At 70.5% G+C, this 16,223-nt stretch carries 14 protein-coding genes; 11 read left to right on the forward strand and 3 right to left on the reverse strand.

Annotated features, from left to right (window positions below; genetic code table 11):
• Nucleotides 1-86: 86 nt before the first annotated feature.
• Nucleotides 87-1,649: a phytoene desaturase family protein gene (locus VGK78_RS13605; protein ID WP_331528197.1), complete on the reverse strand. Its 1,563-nt coding sequence runs from the start codon at nt 1,647-1,649 to the stop codon at nt 87-89.
• 192 nt (nt 1,650-1,841) lie between these two features.
• On the opposite strand from VGK78_RS13605, the gene VGK78_RS13610 reads away from it, so the two are divergent.
• From VGK78_RS13610 to VGK78_RS13625, 4 genes are read left to right on the forward strand one after another with little or no spacing between them, the layout of a single operon-like run.
• On the forward strand, nt 1,842-3,074 hold the full coding sequence (locus VGK78_RS13610; protein WP_331528198.1) for an amino acid ABC transporter substrate-binding protein: 1,233 nt from the start codon (nt 1,842-1,844) through the stop codon (nt 3,072-3,074).
• Complete coding sequence (locus VGK78_RS13615) at nt 3,071-3,955, forward strand: branched-chain amino acid ABC transporter permease (protein WP_331528199.1); 885 nt, start codon at nt 3,071-3,073, stop codon at nt 3,953-3,955. Before VGK78_RS13610 ends, VGK78_RS13615 begins: the two co-directional genes overlap by 4 nt.
• Complete coding sequence (locus tag VGK78_RS13620) at nt 3,952-5,847, forward strand: branched-chain amino acid ABC transporter ATP-binding protein/permease (protein WP_331528200.1); 1,896 nt, start codon at nt 3,952-3,954, stop codon at nt 5,845-5,847. The genes VGK78_RS13615 and VGK78_RS13620 overlap by 4 nt, the downstream gene beginning before the upstream one ends.
• Nucleotides 5,844-6,584 (forward strand): ABC transporter ATP-binding protein, encoded by a 741-nt coding sequence (locus VGK78_RS13625; RefSeq protein ID WP_331528201.1) that lies wholly within the window; start codon nt 5,844-5,846, stop codon nt 6,582-6,584. Before VGK78_RS13620 ends, VGK78_RS13625 begins: the two co-directional genes overlap by 4 nt.
• Before the next feature lie 43 nt (nt 6,585-6,627).
• Here VGK78_RS13625 and VGK78_RS13630 read toward each other — a convergent pair whose 3' ends face one another.
• The gene (locus tag VGK78_RS13630) at nt 6,628-7,407 is read right to left on the reverse strand and encodes a DinB family protein (protein ID WP_331528202.1); all 780 of its coding nucleotides are present in this window, start codon (nt 7,405-7,407) and stop codon (nt 6,628-6,630) included.
• Nucleotides 7,408-7,529: 122 nt separating this feature from the next.
• Between VGK78_RS13630 and VGK78_RS13635 the strand changes: the two genes are divergently transcribed.
• Nucleotides 7,530-7,940 (forward strand): nuclear transport factor 2 family protein, encoded by a 411-nt coding sequence (locus VGK78_RS13635; protein ID WP_331528203.1) that lies wholly within the window; start codon nt 7,530-7,532, stop codon nt 7,938-7,940.
• 9 nt (nt 7,941-7,949) lie between these two features.
• A complete protein-coding gene (locus VGK78_RS13640) occupies nt 7,950-8,570 on the forward strand; it encodes a CG0192-related protein (protein WP_331528204.1) in 621 nt (206 codons plus the stop codon).
• A 120-nt stretch (nt 8,571-8,690) separates the two neighbouring features.
• Here the strand turns inward: VGK78_RS13640 and pgm are convergent, their stop codons facing one another.
• Nucleotides 8,691-10,340, reverse strand: a complete 1,650-nt coding sequence (gene pgm / locus VGK78_RS13645; RefSeq protein WP_331528205.1) for a phosphoglucomutase (alpha-D-glucose-1,6-bisphosphate-dependent) — start codon at nt 10,338-10,340, stop codon at nt 8,691-8,693.
• Between the two features lie 305 nt (nt 10,341-10,645).
• Between pgm and VGK78_RS13650 the strand changes: the two genes are divergently transcribed.
• The 5 genes from VGK78_RS13650 to VGK78_RS13670 all read left to right on the forward strand — a co-directional run bounded on the left by VGK78_RS13650 (nt 10,646) and on the right by VGK78_RS13670 (nt 16,114).
• Nucleotides 10,646-11,641, forward strand: a complete 996-nt coding sequence (locus VGK78_RS13650) for a hypothetical protein (RefSeq protein ID WP_331528206.1) — start codon at nt 10,646-10,648, stop codon at nt 11,639-11,641.
• Nucleotides 11,642-11,734: 93 nt separating this feature from the next.
• Nucleotides 11,735-12,943 carry a hypothetical protein gene (locus VGK78_RS13655; RefSeq protein WP_331528207.1) on the forward strand — a complete coding sequence of 403 codons (1,209 nt, stop codon included), beginning with the start codon at nt 11,735-11,737 and terminating at the stop codon, nt 12,941-12,943.
• Nucleotides 12,944-13,537: 594 nt separating this feature from the next.
• Nucleotides 13,538-14,566, forward strand: a complete 1,029-nt coding sequence (locus VGK78_RS13660) for an alpha/beta hydrolase (RefSeq protein ID WP_331528208.1) — start codon at nt 13,538-13,540, stop codon at nt 14,564-14,566.
• Complete coding sequence (locus tag VGK78_RS13665; protein WP_331528209.1) at nt 14,566-15,312, forward strand: esterase family protein; 747 nt, start codon at nt 14,566-14,568, stop codon at nt 15,310-15,312. The genes VGK78_RS13660 and VGK78_RS13665 overlap by 1 nt, the downstream gene beginning before the upstream one ends.
• A gap of 28 nt (nt 15,313-15,340) precedes the next feature.
• A complete protein-coding gene (locus VGK78_RS13670) occupies nt 15,341-16,114 on the forward strand; it encodes an alanyl-tRNA editing protein (RefSeq protein WP_331528210.1) in 774 nt (257 codons plus the stop codon).
• Nucleotides 16,115-16,223: the final 109 nt, after the last annotated feature.

Genomic DNA, 16,223 nt, shown 5'->3' on the forward strand with positions numbered 1-16,223 from the left:
AGGTGGGCAAGAGCCGGGTCGGCGTCGTACGGCGTGGCTAAGAGCCGGGTCAGCGTTCTGCGGCGTGGCCAAGGGCCGGGTCAGCGTCAGCCCGGGCCCATCACGGTCAGCGGGTCGAGGCCGAGGGAGCTGAGGACGGTGCGGGCGGCGTTGCGCCCGGGGCGGCCGGAGACGGAGCCGCCGGGGTGGGTCGTGGCGCCGGTGACGAAGAGGCGGGGGATGTCGGTGTCGTAGCGCGCCCACCCCGCGATCACCCGGCCGTCGACCAAGAACTCGCCGCCATGGCAGGACCCGCCGAGGTTGTGGGGGTTGTGGCCGGCGACGTCGACCGGTGACTCGGTCCGCATCGAGAGGATGTCGGCAGCGTCGAGACCGGAGCACCGCGAGGCGACCAGCGACACCAGCCGCTCGCCGTACTCCTCCTTGGCGTCGGCCCAGGAGCGGCCGTCGGCCAGGTCGTACGGCGCGATCGTGAGGATCTTGAACGTCGCGCCGCCGGGCGCGCGCTCGGGGTCGACGACGGTCTGGTTCACCACCAGCAGCCACGGGTCGTCGCTCTCCAAGGCACCCGCGTTGTGCCGGTCGACGTGTCGCGCCATCCCCTCCGTCGTGCCGTAGCCGGCAGCAGTGGACGCGATCGCAGCGGTACCGAAGCCCAGGTCCGACCGCAGGGCGGCGTGCACGGCCAGCACGGAGAGTCCCGGGCGCCAGCAGTCCCGGGCCGTGACCAGATCCGCGGTCGGCTCGGCTCCGGTCACCATCCCGGCCAGCTGCGCCAGGTGACCACCGGCGACCAGGGCCCGCCCGACCTCGACGCGGCGCCCGCCGGCCGTGACCACGGCCTGCGCTCCCGACCCGTCGACCTCGACGGAGGCCACCGGAGCCGAGCAGACGACCCGTCCACCGTGCTCCTCGATCAGCCGGACCAACGCGTCGGGAAGGGTCTGGCTCCCGCCGATCGGCGTCGTCCAGCCGAAGGCCACCCGGCCCGCCGACAGCGACGACGGCAGGAAGCCGGTGCCCGGCCGGCGTGGGTCCTGGATCGTCGCCATCGCCATCCACAGCACGAACGACCGCACCACGGGATGCTCGAAGGTCTCGTGCACGACGTCCCAGGCGCTCCGCTCGCGCAGCCGGAGGTACTCGCCGGTCACCGCGTCGCGCGGCTGCGGCAGGTTGGAGCTCCAGCGGCCGTGCGCCGCCGCGAGTCCGCGCCGCCAGGTCTCGACCATCGACCGGAACGCCGAGGCGTCGCGGTCCGACCAGCGGGCGAGCTCGGCGCACGTCGCCTCGAGGTCGGGGTGCATGACCAGCACGTCGCCGTCGGCCTGGGGGAGGACGACCGCCGGGTCCGTGGTCACGTAGCGCAGCCCGTGGTCAGCGACCAGGCCGAGCTCGTCGTCGCGGATCAGCGGGTTGTTCTGGATCAGCACGTGGGCGCTGCTGCACGAGTCGTGCCGGAAGCCGGGCACCGTCAGCTCCTCGGTCCGGGTGTTCCCGCCGACGGTCGAGCCGGCCTCCAGCACCAGCACCTCGAGACCCGCCTTCGCGAGGTAGGCCGCGCAGACCAGCGAGTTGTGGCCGGCGCCGACCACGACGACCTCGGCGCGTTCCGGCAGCTCAGTCGGCAGCTGATCCGTCTCGTCCATGCCACCCCTCCTTTCGCCGCAGGCTGGCAGAAGACCACAACCGTTTGCAAGCACGGGACCCGAAGACCGAGCCCAGAGCCACCGCCCAGGTCGCGCTCAGACAACGATTTCCCGCACGACGCTTGACACGTGTGGTGGCAGTCACAAGACTGACGACGCCGCAATCGATTGCGGCCTCATCGAGGAGGAAGCATGTCCCACGTCTCGATCCGCCACGGCTGGAAGGCCGTGGCCCTCGTCGGAGTGATGTCCCTGGGGCTGGCCGCATGCGGCAACAGCGACAGCGGTTCCGGTGGCTCCGGCGGCGACGAGCTCTCGATCGGCGCGTCCCTCCCCCTGACAGGTGACTTCTCGGAGCCGGGCTCGGCGGCCAAGCAGGGGTACCAGGTCTGGCAGGCCCTGACCAACGACAACGGCGGGCTGCTCGGCAAGAAGATCAAGCTGGTGATCAAGGACGACGCGTCCAACCAGAACACCATCGTCTCCGACTACAACGCACTGATCAGCCAGGACAAGGTCGACATGCTGCTCGGCACGTTCTCCTCGCTGCTGAACCTCCCGGCCTCGTCTGTCGCCGAGAAGAACCGGATGCTGTACGTCGAGCCCGCCGGCGGGTCGCCCGACATGTTCAACCGTGGGTACAAGTACCTCTTCTTCGCCCAGCAGGCGACCGCCGACAAGCAGGGCCTGGTCTTCGCCGACTGGGTGAAGAACCTGCCGCCGGACCAGCGGCCCAAGACCGCGGCGTACCCGACCCTCGACGACCCGTTCGCGGCGCCGAACGTCGACGGCATCCGGCAGGTGCTCGAGGCAGCCGGCATCAAGACCGTCTACAAGACGACGTACGCGATCGACACCAAGAACTTCGACAGCATCGTCGCGGCGATGAAGGCGGCCAACCCCGACCTGGTCGTGCACGGCGCGACGTTCGAGGACGGCGTCAGCCTGACCCGGGCAATGCTGAAGGCCGGCTGGACTCCCAAGATGTTCTACGAGACCAGCACGCCGTCGTTCGCGGACCAGTACGTCAAGGCGATCGGTGAGCAGAACACCGAGGGCGTCATGTACGCCGTGAGCTACTCGCCCGACGCCGCCACCCCGGGCAACAAGGAGTTCGTCGCCGAGTACAAGAAGATGTTCGGCACCGCGATCCCGCCCGAGGACGCGGCCGACGCCTACGCTGCTGCTCAGGTCATGCAGGCGGCGGTGGAGGCGGTGGGCAGCATCGACGACCAGCTCAAGCTCGCGGACTGGCTGCGCGACCACCCGGTCGACACCATCCTCGGCAAGCTCTCCTGGGACGACACCGGCGCGCCGCAGAGCCAGTTCCTGATCGGCCAGTGGCAGAAGGGCGTCGCCCAGGTGGTGCTCCCGCCGGAGGTCGCCACCGCCAAGCCCGAGGTCGGCTGGCACCCGGGATCGTGACCGAGCTCGTCCAGACCCTCGTCCTCAGCCTGCTGGTCGGAGGCATCTACGCCCTGGTCGCCAGCGGCCTCACCCTGATCTTCGGGGTGATGCGGGTGATCAACATCGCGCACGGTGCCTTCCTGATCCTCGGCGCGTTCATCACCTACACCTTGTGGGACCAGCTCGGGCTGGATCCCCTGGTGGGGGTGCTGGTCACGACGCCGGTGGTCTTCGGGCTCGGCTGGCTGATCTACCGCCTGCTGGTCCGGCCGATCCGGCACGCACCGATGTCGTCGACGGTGCTGCTGACGTTCGGTCTGGCCCTGGTGACGGAGGGGGTCATGGGCGAGATCTGGGGCAACGACTCGACCTCGATCCGACCGTCGTACGTCGACCAGTCGTTCCATCTCGGGGGCGTGTTCCTCCCCAAGGCCCAGGTGTACGGCGGGCTGCTGGCGGTCGTCGTCCTGGTCGCCCTCTGGCTGATCCTCACCAAGACCTGGCTCGGTCGCGCGATCCGGGCCGCGGCCGCCAACCCCGCCTCCGCCGAGCTGGTCGGGATCAAGGTGACCTCGGTGGCCGCCCTGGTCTTCGGACTGGGGCTGGCTGCGGCCGGGGCCGGCGGTGCGATCACCGGGGTGCTCTACCCGTTCCTGCCCGGCTCGCACTACCTGTGGATCGCACGCCTGCTGGCGATCGTGGTGCTCGGCGGACTCGGCAGCCTCGAGGGCGCCGTGCTCTCGGCCCTGGTCTTCGGCATCGCCGAGACCGTCACCGCGGTCTACGTCTCGCCGGCGTGGGCGACCGCGGTGCCCTACGCGATCGTGTTCTTCGTCCTGCTGATCCGCCCGCAGGGCCTGCTCGGCACCCGTCTCCGTGATGACGCGGTCACGGCATGAGCGCAACCACGGCGGAGTCCGCACCCTCCGATCCCCCGAAGTTCGACCTGATCTGGGTCGGCCGCCTGATCGCGCTCGTCGCCGGTGTCCTGCTGGTGCTCTACCCGATCCTCAGCGACAACCTCTACTACCAGAACATGATCATCCTCTCGCTGGTCTTCGCGATCGCGGCCAGCGGGTTGAGCATCATCACCGGCCTGGCCGGCTACGTCTCGCTCGGACAGGGCGCGTTCATCGGACTCGGCGGCTACACCGTCGGCGTCCTGTCCACCCACCATCCCGACACCAACGTCTGGCTGTGGATGCCGTTGGCAGGCGTGGTGGCCGGAGGAGTCGCGCTGATCCTGGGCTTCGTCGCCCTGCGCGCCCGCGGCCCGTCGTTCGTGATCATCACCGTCGCGTTCCTGTTCCTGGTGCAGGTGATCGCGATCAACTGGCGGTCGCTCAGCGGAGGCACCGAAGGGCTGAGCCTCCCGATCCCGACCTGGGACCCGGACATCGCCAACTGGCCCTTCTACTACTCGCTGGTCGGCATCCTGGTCCTGCAGCTGCTGCTCGCCTGGTGGATCCGGCGTACCAAGCTCGGCACCGGCCTGGTCGCGATCCGCGAGGACGAGACCAAGGCCGCCACGATCGGTATCAACCTGCCTGTCGAGAAGATGATCGGCTTCGTCGCGAGCGCCGTCCTGGTCGGCGTCGGGGGCGGTGTCTACGGCTACTACCTGACGTTCATCGACCCCCGCGGCATGTTCAACATCCTGCTCAGCGTCGAGACCATGCTCGCGCTGCTCGTCGGCGGGAAGGCGACGCTCTGGGGACCGGTGCTCGGCGCCTTCATCGTCGAGCCGCTGAACGAGTACGCCAACAACAACCTCGGCGGCGGCAACACGCGCCTGCTGCTGTTCGGCGGGTTGCTGGTGCTGATCGTGCTGTTCCTCCCGCAGGGTGTGCTGCCGGCGATCGAGTCGCTGCTGAACTGGCTCCGCACGCGGGGCCGGGCGGGTCTCGTCGGTGCCCGCATCGGCACCGGCGGCAGTCTCGCGTCGCTCACCGAAAGGCTCTCGCTCGTCGACCGTGAAGCGGCGTCCGATCCGCCACCGCTGCTGGAGGTCACCGACCTCCGGAAGGCGTTCGGCGGGCTCAAGGCGGTCGACGGTGCGTCGCTGGTCGTGCCCGAGGGCTCGATCACCGGTCTGATCGGGCCGAACGGCTCCGGCAAGACGACGCTGTTCAACCTGATCGACAACACCATCCACGCCGACGGCGGCCAGATCCGGCTGGCCGGAGAGCGGATCGACGGGCTGTCGTCCTGGGCGCGTGCCCACCGAGGTCTCGGACGCACCTACCAGATCACCCGCCTCTTCCGTGAGATGACCGTGCTGGAGAACGTCGTCGCCGCGCAGCGCTCGTTCTCGTGGGGTCAGCTCGGCCGGATCGCGGTCAGCGGCTCGGAGGCCAAGGCCGCCGAGGAGCTCCTGGAGTACGTCGGCATGCGGGCTTTCCGCGACCAGCAGGCACGGGCTCTCTCCTTCGGGCAGCAGAAGCTGGTCGAGCTGGCCCAGGTGCTGATGCTGGACCCCCAGCTGATCCTGCTCGACGAGCCGGCCGGTGGCATCAACCCCGTCCTGATCGACCGCATGTCGGAGATGATCCGGGAGCTGAACTCCTACGGGAAGACGTTCCTGATCGTCGAGCACAACATGCCCTTCGTCCTGGGGCTCTGCGATCCGGTGCACGTGCTCGGCCGCGGACGCACCATGGCCAGCGGCACGCCCGCCGAGATCCAGAAGGACCCGGCGGTCGTCGACGCCTACCTCGGTGACGACTTCGTGCTCGAGGCGGCGGAGGCCGGCCAGCCGAACGACGTACCCCAGAAGGCGAGCCAGACATGAGCAGCGACCTGCTCCGACTGACCGGCGTCGTCGCGGGGTACGGCGGTGGCGACGTCCTGCAGGGCGTCGAGATCGGCGTACCGCACGGATCGGTCGCCTGCATCGTGGGGCCGAACGGCGCCGGCAAGTCCACCGTGCTGAAGACGATCAGCGGGCTGCTCAGGCCCCGGCTCGGCGAGATCCACCTGAACGGCGAGCGCATCGACCACCGGTCGGCGGCGGACATCCTGGGCCGCGGCATCGCCCAGGTGCCGCAGGCCGACGCCCTCTTCCCGCACATGACCGTGCGCGAGAACGTCCTGCTCGGCGCCTACATCATCCGGCGGCAGCGCGCGGTGGTGAAGGAGCGCTACGACCGGGTCGCCGAGCTGTTCCCGATCATCGCCGACCGCAGCCACCAGCACGCCGGCAACCTGTCCGGCGGTCAGCGGCGGATGGTCGAGTTCGCCCGGTCGCTGATGCTCGACCCGACCCTGCTGCTCCTGGACGAGCCGTCGCTCGGCCTCGACCCGAAGGCGCTGCGCACGCTCTACGACTCGGTGATGGTGCTCAAGGAGAGCGGCAAGACGATCCTCGTCGTCGAGCAGAACGTGCGCTTCGGGATGCGCCTCGCCACGCACGGGATCGTGATGGAGAGCGGGAAGGTGGTCACCCAGCGCGACGCCGCCTCGATCCTCGACGACCCCGAGCTCGCGGCGATGTACTTCGGCGGCCAGGCTCGGACGCGGGCGCCCTAACACCACCTGGGTCGTCCGCCTCACCGGCAGCCAGGACTTCCGCTCAGGCGGACGACCCGGAGCGGGACTCGAGAGCGGCCAGGTCACGCTCGGCGTACCGCCGGTGGTGCCACTCCTCGTTGACCACGATCCCCAGCGCCTCGCAAACGTCGTAGCTGTCCGGCGGCGGCCACCCGTCACCCTCGACCGCCGAGGTCTTCTCGCCCAGCCGCTCGTCCGTGAGCTCGGCGAGCACCCGGCGTACCGTCGCCTGGCGGTCGGCGCGGAGCGCCAGCACCTCGTCGAGCGACGGCCGGACGTCCATCTCGTAGGGCCAGGGCCAGTCGCGCATGCTGTCGAACGGGAGGTCGAGGGGCGACCAGGGATCGGGGTCGCCGAGGTAGACCCGGCTGACCCAGGCGTCGGTGGCGTAGCAGAGATGGCGCAGGGTCTCGACGAACGACCACTCACCGTCGACCCGCTCGTGCAGCAGGTCGGGGTCCAGGTCGCGAGCCCGGTCGACGGTGTCGGCCCAGCGGCGCTCCAAGATCTCCCACGCCTCGCGAAAGCCCGCGGCGTCCGCCGGCTTCATCTTCGCGTAGTCCGGGTCGCGACGCTCGAGCTCGGCCTCGACCAGGGGAGCCACGTCGACCCCGTTGATCACGACGTTCAGCAGCTCGCCGTCGATCTCGACGTCCTGCAGCTCGACCCCACGCATCCGGACGTCGCGCAGGCCCGCGTGCCGGACCTCCGCGCCGGCCAGGTCGATCCAGGCGAAGGTCGCGCCGCGCAGCCGGAGGTGGTCGTACGCCGCGTCCGACAGGACCTGCAGCTGATCAGCCATGCCGGCCACGCTAGGCCAGGTTCCGGACGTTGTGCGTCCTGATGGCCGAGGGTTGTCATCCATCCGGCCGACGCGATCGATCGGGTCGGCGGCCTAACCTCCCCGGAGAAGGAGGTGGCCGGATGACCGCGGACGAGGAGTTCCTGGCGTGGTTCGAGACCACCTGGCGCGACGCCGAGGTGGCGCTGCACAACGGGAAGCCCGGCGCGAGGGACGACACCTGGTCCGACCGGGAGCCGATCACCCTCTTCGGCGCCTGGATGAACGCGACCAACGCCGACGAGGCGCGAGCGGTCTTCCGGAAGCTGGAGGAGTCGTTCGCCGACGCCCACGACGAGCGCATCCAGCTGCTGGCCCACGGCGTCAGTGCCGATCTCGCCTACACGGTGCACCGCGAGCACACCACGACCTCCGTCCTCGGCGAGCCGCGCGACTACGTGCTCCGGGTGACCCAGGTGTACCGGCGCGAGGACGGCACCTGGAAGGTCGCCCACCGCCATGCCGACAGCGACGAGGCGCAGGCCGGGCCGTAGATTCGGCGCATGGGCCTCGTCCACTTCCGCGCCACACTCGACCCGACCAAGCAGGAGCTCGCCGAGGCGTGGCTTCCGTCCCGGCCCTGGGCACCGGACGGAGCGATCGAGAAGGTCGCGGAGTATCGCTTCGACGACCCCGACGGCGAGGTCGGCGTCGAGACCATACTGTGGCGGGCTTCCGACGGCACGGTCCTCCAGGTCCCCTTCACCTATCGCGCGGCTCCGCTCGACGGCGGGGACGCCCACCTCGTGGGCACCTGTGAGCACAGCGTGCTCGGGAAGCGCTGGGTGTACGACGGTTGCGGCGACCCGGTCTGGGCCTCCACCCTGACCGCGGCGGTGCTGACCGGCGGCACCCAGGCGCAGATGGTGATCGAGCGTGACGGTGAGCTGGTCGACGTACCGGCGCGGATGGAGGTGCACGGCTCCGGCTCTGTCGAGGCCGAGGTTCCCGCGATCACGTCCGTCGGCCCGGTGCAGGATGACGGGACGGTCACGACGGTCGTCGCCGGAGCCCTGACGATCTCGCTGGCGCGGGTGGTCGGTACGCCTGTCGCCGGCGACGCCACACTGTCCGGCTCGATCGGCGACCAGGCTCTCGGCGTGCTGGCGGCTCTGTCGATGTGAGCAGCAGGGGTGGTCGGTTCATCACGCTGAGTGGGTGGACCGGCGCCTGGCTCGATGAATTCCGCCGGCCCAGTGCGGGCTCGACCACCCAGCGTGATGAACCGCCCCGGCGGCCACCCGTCACGACAGCGCGGCGGCGACGACCTCGCGGGCGGCCTCCTGCACCTCGGCGAGGTGGTCGGGGCCGCGGAACGACTCGGCGTAGATCTTGTAGACGTCCTCGGTCCCGCTCGGCCGCGCGGCGAACCAGGCGTTCTCGGTGATCACCTTCAGCCCACCGATGGCGGCGCCGTTGCCCGGCGCCTCGGTCAGCTTCTGCTCGATCTCCTCGCCGGCCAGCTCGGTCGCGGTGACGTCGTCCGGCGAGAGCGCGGCGAGCTTCGCCTTCTGCTCGCGGTCGGCCGGCGCGTCCACGCGGGCGTACGCCGGGTCGCCGTGGCGCGCGACCAGCGCGCCGTACAGCTCGCTCGGTGTCTTCCCGGTGACCGCGAGGATCTCGGAGGCGAGCAGGTCGAGGATGAGGCCGTCCTTGTCGGTCGTCCACACCGATCCGTCGCGACGCAGGAACGACGCGCCCGCCGACTCCTCGCCGCCGAAGCCGAACGACCCGTCGATCAGCCCGGACACGAACCACTTGAACCCGACCGGCACCTCGACCATCTCCGATCCGACGTCGCCGGCGACCCGGTCGATCATCGACGACGACACCAGCGTCTTGCCGATCCGCGCAACGGCCGGCCAGTCCGGCCGATGGCCGCCGAAGAGATAGCCGATCGCGACCGCCAGGTAGTGGTTGGGGTTCATCAGCCCGGCATCGGGCGTGACGATGCCGTGCCGGTCGGCGTCGGCGTCGTTGCCGGTCGCGATCCGGTACTCGTCCTTCCGCCCGATCAGTGACGCCATCGCGCTCGGCGACGAGCAGTCCATCCGGATCTTGCCGTCCCAGTCCAGAGTCATGAACCGCCACGTGGGGTCGACCAGCGGGTTGACCACGGTCAGGTCGAGATCGTGGCGATCGGCGATCTCGCCCCAGTACGCGACACTCGCGCCCCCCAGCGGATCGGCGCCGATCCGCACGCCCGCTCGTCGGATCGCGTCGATGTCGACCACGTTCGGCAGGTCGTCGACGTACGTCCCGAGGAAGTCGTACGCCGTGCACGCGGCGCGGGCGCGGGCGAACGCGACGCGGTGCACGCCCTCGAGATTGGCCCGGATCAGCTCGTTGGCCCGGGCTGCGATCACCTTCGTCGCGTCGGTGTCGGCGGGGCCGCCGTGCGGAGGGTTGTACTTGAAGCCCCCGTCCGACGGCGGGTTGTGGCTCGGTGTCACGACGATGCCGTCGGCCAGGCCGCTGCCCGAGGTACGCCCACCGTTGGCGCGGATGATCGCGTGTGACACCGACGGCGTCGGCGTGTACCCGTCGCGGTCGTCGACCATCACCGCGACGTCGTTGGCGACCAGTACCTCGATCGCGGTCGCCCACGCCGGCTCGGAGAGGCCGTGCGTGTCGCGACCGAGGAACAGCGGGCCGTCGTACCCCTGCTCCTTCCGGTAGTCGCAGATCGCCTGCGTGGTCGCGGCGATGTGCACCTCGTTGAAGGCGGTGTCGAGGCTGCTGCCGCGGTGCCCGCTGGTGCCGAACGCGACCTGCTGGTCGACCCACGTGTCAGAGCCGGGATCGGGCTCGAGGGTGTAGTACGCCGTCACCAGGTGCGCGACGTCCACCAGGTCCGAGGGTTGGGCGGCGGTGCCAGCGCGTGGGTCGGCCATGCCGCCATCCTGCCGCGCCGCCTCAGCACGGGTCGAGTGCCCCCAGCGATCGCGGCGCCACGCCCGCCACGCCGCCTGCCACGCGTCCCCATGCTCCGGGTGGTGGTCGAGACCTGGTCGGGCCATCTGCCCGGCTCTCCTTGACCTGACGCCCGGTGTGCTGCAGTACTTCGGTCCACAACCTTTCTCGGAGGGAGACGGCAGTGGCAGCCGCGGGTCCGGTGTCGTCCCCCGAGCAGTTCGCAGCCCGTCTGGTGGACATCGGAGCCCAGGCAGGTTCTGCATCGGGATACGAAGCTGCGGTCATGGCCTTGGCCGACGACCTGCCCCCGGTGCGCTGGCGGACCGTGCTCAAGATCGCCCGGGCCGGCGTCCCGGACGATGCCGTCGTACCGTCGACGGCTCCGGGCCGTGAGTCGGCCCTGGCCGACGAGCTCTGGGGGTGGCTGGTCGACGCCGGATACGACCAGGACGATCCGGGCGATCTGGGGCTGGCCGTGCCTGCCTATGTGGCCCTGCCTGCGCGGGACGACTTCGACGACGTAGCGGGTCGCGGTTCGAGCCTCGACGCTCACACGCTCTGCATGCTCGTGGTGGAGCGTGCCTTCGAGACGCTGGGCGGAGTCGAGGTGGATGCCCGGACGGAGGCCGCGCTGTTCGGTTGGCTGCACTCTTCGACCCACACAGAACCGTCGGCCGAGCAGCTGAATCAGCTGGGATCCCGGCGTCGGGTTCGGCTCGAGGCCCGGGAACTCCCCGCCGGCGAGGTGGCCGCATCACTGTGCTCGCCCCCGCCGCCCGCCGGTTGGCTCGACGGGGTCCTCGAGGGCATCGTCTCCGGCCCCTATTCGCCCGAGCAGCTCGGGGAGCTGCTGGAGCAGTTCGCGGCCGGCGACGAGGAGGGCTCGACCCGGTGGGAGGACTGCCGCCGTGGCTTCGCTGTCGGCGGCGACCTCGACCTGAGCACGGCTTCACCCGCTGACTCGTGGTACGTGTCCGGGCTGTTGCTGCGCTGGCTGGTCGACCAAGCGGTGCCGGTCACGGTGGACCGGATGAGATGGGCGGAGAGCTATGTGAGGTTCGAGCTGGCCTTCCTCGCGCCGCATCCCTCGCGGGACGTGCGGTCGCCGCTGCAGGCGCACCACCTCGCCCTGGCGGCCATGCGCCGCGAGGGTCTTCCCACTATCCCCTTGGCGGAGGAGCTCGTCCTGGTCTCCTGGCTGTGCAACAAACAGCGGTTCGCGCTCGACGTCGCGGCGTTCCTGAAGAGCCGCGCCGACTTCACCCGCCTGATCGGCTGACCTCGCTCGCCGGTGGATGAGGAGGGTCCCGAAACGACCACAGCGAGGACGCGGGCATGGTCGAATGCGTCTCGACGTCTCGGAGGTGACGACGTGCCCGAATCCTTCGCGAGCCCCGAGGAGCTCGACGCCGAGCTGGAGCGCCTGGCCGGCATAGGTGGTACGCCGGCGGGCTTCGAGGCCGCGGTCACGCAGCTCGCGTCACGGCTGGAGCGGCCGCTGACACATCGCGCGATCCTCCGGATCGCACGCGTCGGCTGGACGTCGTACAACGGGCTCGAGGACGTGCCGGCCGATGAGCCGCCGGAGTTCCTGGGTCGGCCCTGGGCCGACCTCCCGCAGGTGCCTCGCAGGGGCGACTCGGAGGGCACCCGTCGGGAGCAGCTCCCCGACGAGCCCGTCCACCAGTACATCGGATACCTCGGCGAGGACCTGTTCGCCCACCTCGGGCTGGGGGAGGACGAGGCCGCCACGCCGTTCGGGCGCGCGGCCGTCGGATACGTCTCGGTGCTCGCCCTGCCGGAGTTCCGCGACATGGTGGGCTGGGAACGATCCGTCGACGCCCATGCACTCGGCATGCTGGCGGGCGAGCGGGCCCTCAAGCACCTCGGCGAGGTGGGGATGACGGCCGAGCAGGAGGAGGGCTGCTTCCGCTGGCTGCACTTCGCGACGTACGCCGAGGTGGCGCCGGAGCACCTCGAGGAGGTTGCCGCACGGCGAGCGATCCGGCTCGCCCACGAGCGCCGACCGGCGGGAGCGGTAGCCGTGATGACCTGCGAGGTGCCGGGTGCCGGGGCGCTGCGGTTCCAGGAAATGATGTCGGCGATGCCGACCACGGCGATGAGCGCCGACCAGCTCCGCACCATGCTCGACGACCTCGCAGTCCGGGCGGAGGACTCCCGGTCCTGGGCGATCCGTCGCGACGCCTTCGCCCGGATCGGCCGCCTGGACCTGACCCCGTCGGCGGCCGTGCCCGACTACGACGCCGTCGTGCACGGACACCTGATGCGCTGGCTGGTGGAGGAGGAGGTCCCCTTCCGTCCGCACCTGCTCAGCTGGACCAGTGGCTACGCGATCTCGATCGCCCGCAACCTCGTCGAGCGCCCCGCCCGGGACGGCAAGGAGGTCAGTCCGGTCACGGCGCACCTGCGGGCGATGCGGCTGCTCCGGACGGACGGGTCCGTCCCGCTCGCCGACGAGCTCGTGTTCCTGGCGTGGCTGATGGACCAGCGGAGCTTCGGCGTCCGGCTCGGCGCCTACCTCGCCGCCCGGGACAAACAGCTGGCCTCGGAGGGTGCGTGACCTCTCTCGCGCTGCACGCGCACGGCCTGCGCGAGGTGCGGGGTAGATCAGGGTCCGAGTGCGCTCGGCGGACCGCTCCGACAGCAGGGACCGGTCGGTGTGTCACCTCGATGACGTGTCGACCCGGCCGAGGGTCGGTCACGCGTGACCGCCAGCCCGGGATCTCCTTGGCGAGGTTGTGGCCGGGGCACAGTCCCTGGCCGTTGGCAACCCCCGTGGGCCGCCGTCGGTGTAGCGGACGACATGGTCGTGATGGCCGATCGGGGCTTCGCAGCCGGGCCGGCGACACGTGCGGTCGCGCACGTCGATCTCACGCTTCTCGGCTGCGCTGAACGCACGCCACTCGGGGTCGGCGGAGGTGGCGACCCCCCTGATCGGGTCGGTGAAGATGCGGCGTAGCCAGGTCGGGGCGTCGGGCCGGCCGGCCCATTCGCGCGCTCCGGGCCGGGACCGGCGTACGGCGTCTCAATACCGTCGCGTCGACTTCTTCACGCAAGGGCACGGTCGCGGCCATCAATGGACCCGAGAGGTGGTACGAAGAAGACGATCTCCCGTTCAAACGGTCGAAGTGCGCGAATCGACTAGGTTCATCCGGTGCTGGTGACGGAGGTGGACGGCGACGACGTCGTCGTCAGGTACGCCGACCCGGATCATGCCGCCACCCGCGTCTCGGTCTGGGCGCACCTGCGCCTCGGCGACACGACCATGCACGAGGTCGAGGGTGGGTGGGAGATCCGGCTGACCGACCTGCCGGTCGACCGGCTCGAGTACCTCATCGACGTCGAAGAAGTGATGCGTCCGGACCCGTCCAACCCGCGAGTCGTACCCGGACCGTTCGGCGACCACTCCTGGATCCCGCTGCCGGGCTACCGCGAGCCGACATGGCTGGACATCCAGCCGGTCGGCGGCGAGCGCACGTCGCTCACCCTCTCGCGCACCGGGGCCGGGCGGCTCGACGCCGAGATCTGGTCACCGACGGGGCACGCCGCTTCCGATCCCCTGCCGATGCTGATCAGCCACGACGGCCCGGAGATGGACGCCTACGGCGACCTCACGGCGTACGCCGGAGCCATGATCGCCGCGGACATGCTGCCGCCGATGCGGGTCGCGCTGGTGAGCCCGGGGCCGCGACGCAACAAGCGGTACGCCGCCAACCCGAGGTACTCCCGCGCGCTCACCAGTCGTCTCGTGCCGGCCCTGACCGAGGCGGTCGCGACGCGTGGGAAACCGGTGCTGATGGGGCAGAGCCTCGGGGCCCTGGCTGCACTGCACGCCGTGTGGACGGCGCCGGCCGCGTTTGCGGGGCTGCTCCTGCAGAGCGGGTCGTTCTTCACCCGCGACCTCGACCCGCAGGAGTCGGGCTTCGAGTACTGGCGCGAGGTGACCGGCTTCGTGACCAGCCTGGGTGCCGCGACCCAGGCGGCACCGGGCGCGCCGCCGATCACCATGACCTGCGGCACCGCCGAGGAGAACCACGCGAACAACCTCGCGATGCGCGACCACCTGGGGGCCGTCGGCATCGAGACCGCATGGGGCGAGGTGCGCCAAGGTCACACCTGGACCTGCTGGCGCGACACCCTCGACCCGCACCTGACCGACCTGCTGCTGCGGGTGTGGACCTGATGGAGCGGCACCAGGTCGAGCTCGACGCGCCCGGTCTCGGCGGGGCCGGGACAGTGATCCGACACGGCCACTACGGCCGGCCGGTGATCGTGTTCCCGAGCGAGTCCGGCAGGGCCTGGGACTACGAGAACAACGGCATGGTCGGGGCCGTCGCCGACCTGATCGACGGCGGGCGCGTGAAGCTCTACTGCGTCGACAGCTTCGACCACGCGTCGTGGTCGGACCGGTCGCTGCCGATCGAGGAGCGGGCGCGCCGGCACCAGGCGTACCAGGGCTGGATCACCGAGCAGGTCGCGGCGTACGTCGGCTCCGACAGCCCCGGCGCGGGCGATGCGATCGTCACCGGTTGCTCGATGGGCGCCTACCACGCGCTCCAGATCGCGTTGCAGCGCGCGGACCTGTTCCCGGTCGCGATCTGCCAGTCCGGCAACTACGACCCGTCCACCTGGCACGGTTGGGGCGAGCGGGGCGACGCGGCGTACTTCACCAACCCGACCGACTATGTCCCACATCTGCACGGCGAGCACCTGGACTGGCTGCGGTCGCGGCTGCACGTCGTCCTGACTGTGGGGGAGGGCGCCTGGGAGACGCATCCGACCGGGTCGCTCCCGAGTGCGCACCACATGGCGGGGCTGCTGGCCGCCAAGGGGATCCCGCACGAGCTCGACGTGTGGGGGCACGACGTCTCCCACGACTGGCCGTGGTGGCGTAAGCAGATCGCCCACCACCTGCCGCGCTTCTGCTGACTCGTGGTGGCCTGGTAGACACGCGGGCATGGGAGTCCCGGGAAACTTCGCCGACCGCGCCCCGGCCGGTCTGGCCGACACCGAGCTGTTCGCGGTCGACGCCTACCGCACCTCGTTCGATGCTCGCGTTGTCGAGGTCGACCGGGAGGGCGCGCGCCTGCGGCTGGACCGCACGGCGTTCTACCCGACCGGCGGCGGACAGCCGCACGACACCGGCACCCTCGCAACGTCCGACGGCACGCTGGAGGTGACTGGCGTACGACGTCAGGACGGCCTCATCTGGCACTCGGTGGCCGCGGAATCGGAGGCGTTGCCCGATGTCGGCAGCGAGGTGGGCGGGGAGATCGAGTGGTCACGCCGGTTCCAGCTGATGCGGACGCACACCGCGCTCCACATCCTGTGCGGCGTGATCTGGGCCGACCACGGCATCCCCGTCACCGGCGGCAACATGGAGCCGCTCAAGGGGCGCCTCGACTTCCCCTTCCCGGCCATGTCGGCCGACCTCGGCGCCCAGGTCGAGCGCCGTATCAACGAGGAGATCGAGCGCGCCCACGAGATCGTCGTCGACTTCCTGCCTCGCAACGTCGCCGACGCCGACCCGGCCCTGATCCGGACCGCCGCCCACCTGATCCCTGCCGTCATCGACCCGCTCCGCATCATCGACATCGTCGGACTCGACCGCCAGGCCGACGGCGGCACCCACGTGCTCTCGACCGCCGAGGTCGGCCGGGTGCGCGTCACCGGCACCGAGAGCAAGGGCAAGGACAACAAGCGGATCCGTCTCGAGGTCGCCGACGGGTGATGCCCGGCCCTGCTTGTAACGCCCTGTTATCCGATGTCGACCCCCTGCACGCGGGCGCAGATGTGCGGATAACGGAGCGTTACAAGCGGAAGGACCCCTGGCTAGGTTG

Source organism: Nocardioides sp. (assembly GCF_036503465.1).
Taxonomy (GTDB): Bacteria; Actinomycetota; Actinomycetes; order Propionibacteriales; family Nocardioidaceae; genus Nocardioides.

Coding starts and splice junctions, on each gene's coding strand:
- VGK78_RS13625 (WP_331528201.1), top strand. CDS start 5,844: ATGAGCAGCGACCTGCTCCGACTGACCGGCGTCGTCGCGGGGTACGGC.
- VGK78_RS13605 (WP_331528197.1), bottom strand. CDS start 1,649: ATGGACGAGACGGATCAGCTGCCGACTGAGCTGCCGGAACGCGCCGAG.
- VGK78_RS13620 (WP_331528200.1), top strand. CDS start 3,952: ATGAGCGCAACCACGGCGGAGTCCGCACCCTCCGATCCCCCGAAGTTC.
- VGK78_RS13630 (WP_331528202.1), bottom strand. CDS start 7,407: ATGGCTGATCAGCTGCAGGTCCTGTCGGACGCGGCGTACGACCACCTC.
- VGK78_RS13610 (WP_331528198.1), top strand. CDS start 1,842: ATGTCCCACGTCTCGATCCGCCACGGCTGGAAGGCCGTGGCCCTCGTC.
- VGK78_RS13650 (WP_331528206.1), top strand. CDS start 10,646: ATGGCCTTGGCCGACGACCTGCCCCCGGTGCGCTGGCGGACCGTGCTC.
- VGK78_RS13670 (WP_331528210.1), top strand. CDS start 15,341: ATGGGAGTCCCGGGAAACTTCGCCGACCGCGCCCCGGCCGGTCTGGCC.
- VGK78_RS13640 (WP_331528204.1), top strand. CDS start 7,950: ATGGGCCTCGTCCACTTCCGCGCCACACTCGACCCGACCAAGCAGGAG.
- pgm (WP_331528205.1), bottom strand. CDS start 10,340: ATGGCCGACCCACGCGCTGGCACCGCCGCCCAACCCTCGGACCTGGTG.
- VGK78_RS13665 (WP_331528209.1), top strand. CDS start 14,566: ATGGAGCGGCACCAGGTCGAGCTCGACGCGCCCGGTCTCGGCGGGGCC.
- VGK78_RS13635 (WP_331528203.1), top strand. CDS start 7,530: ATGACCGCGGACGAGGAGTTCCTGGCGTGGTTCGAGACCACCTGGCGC.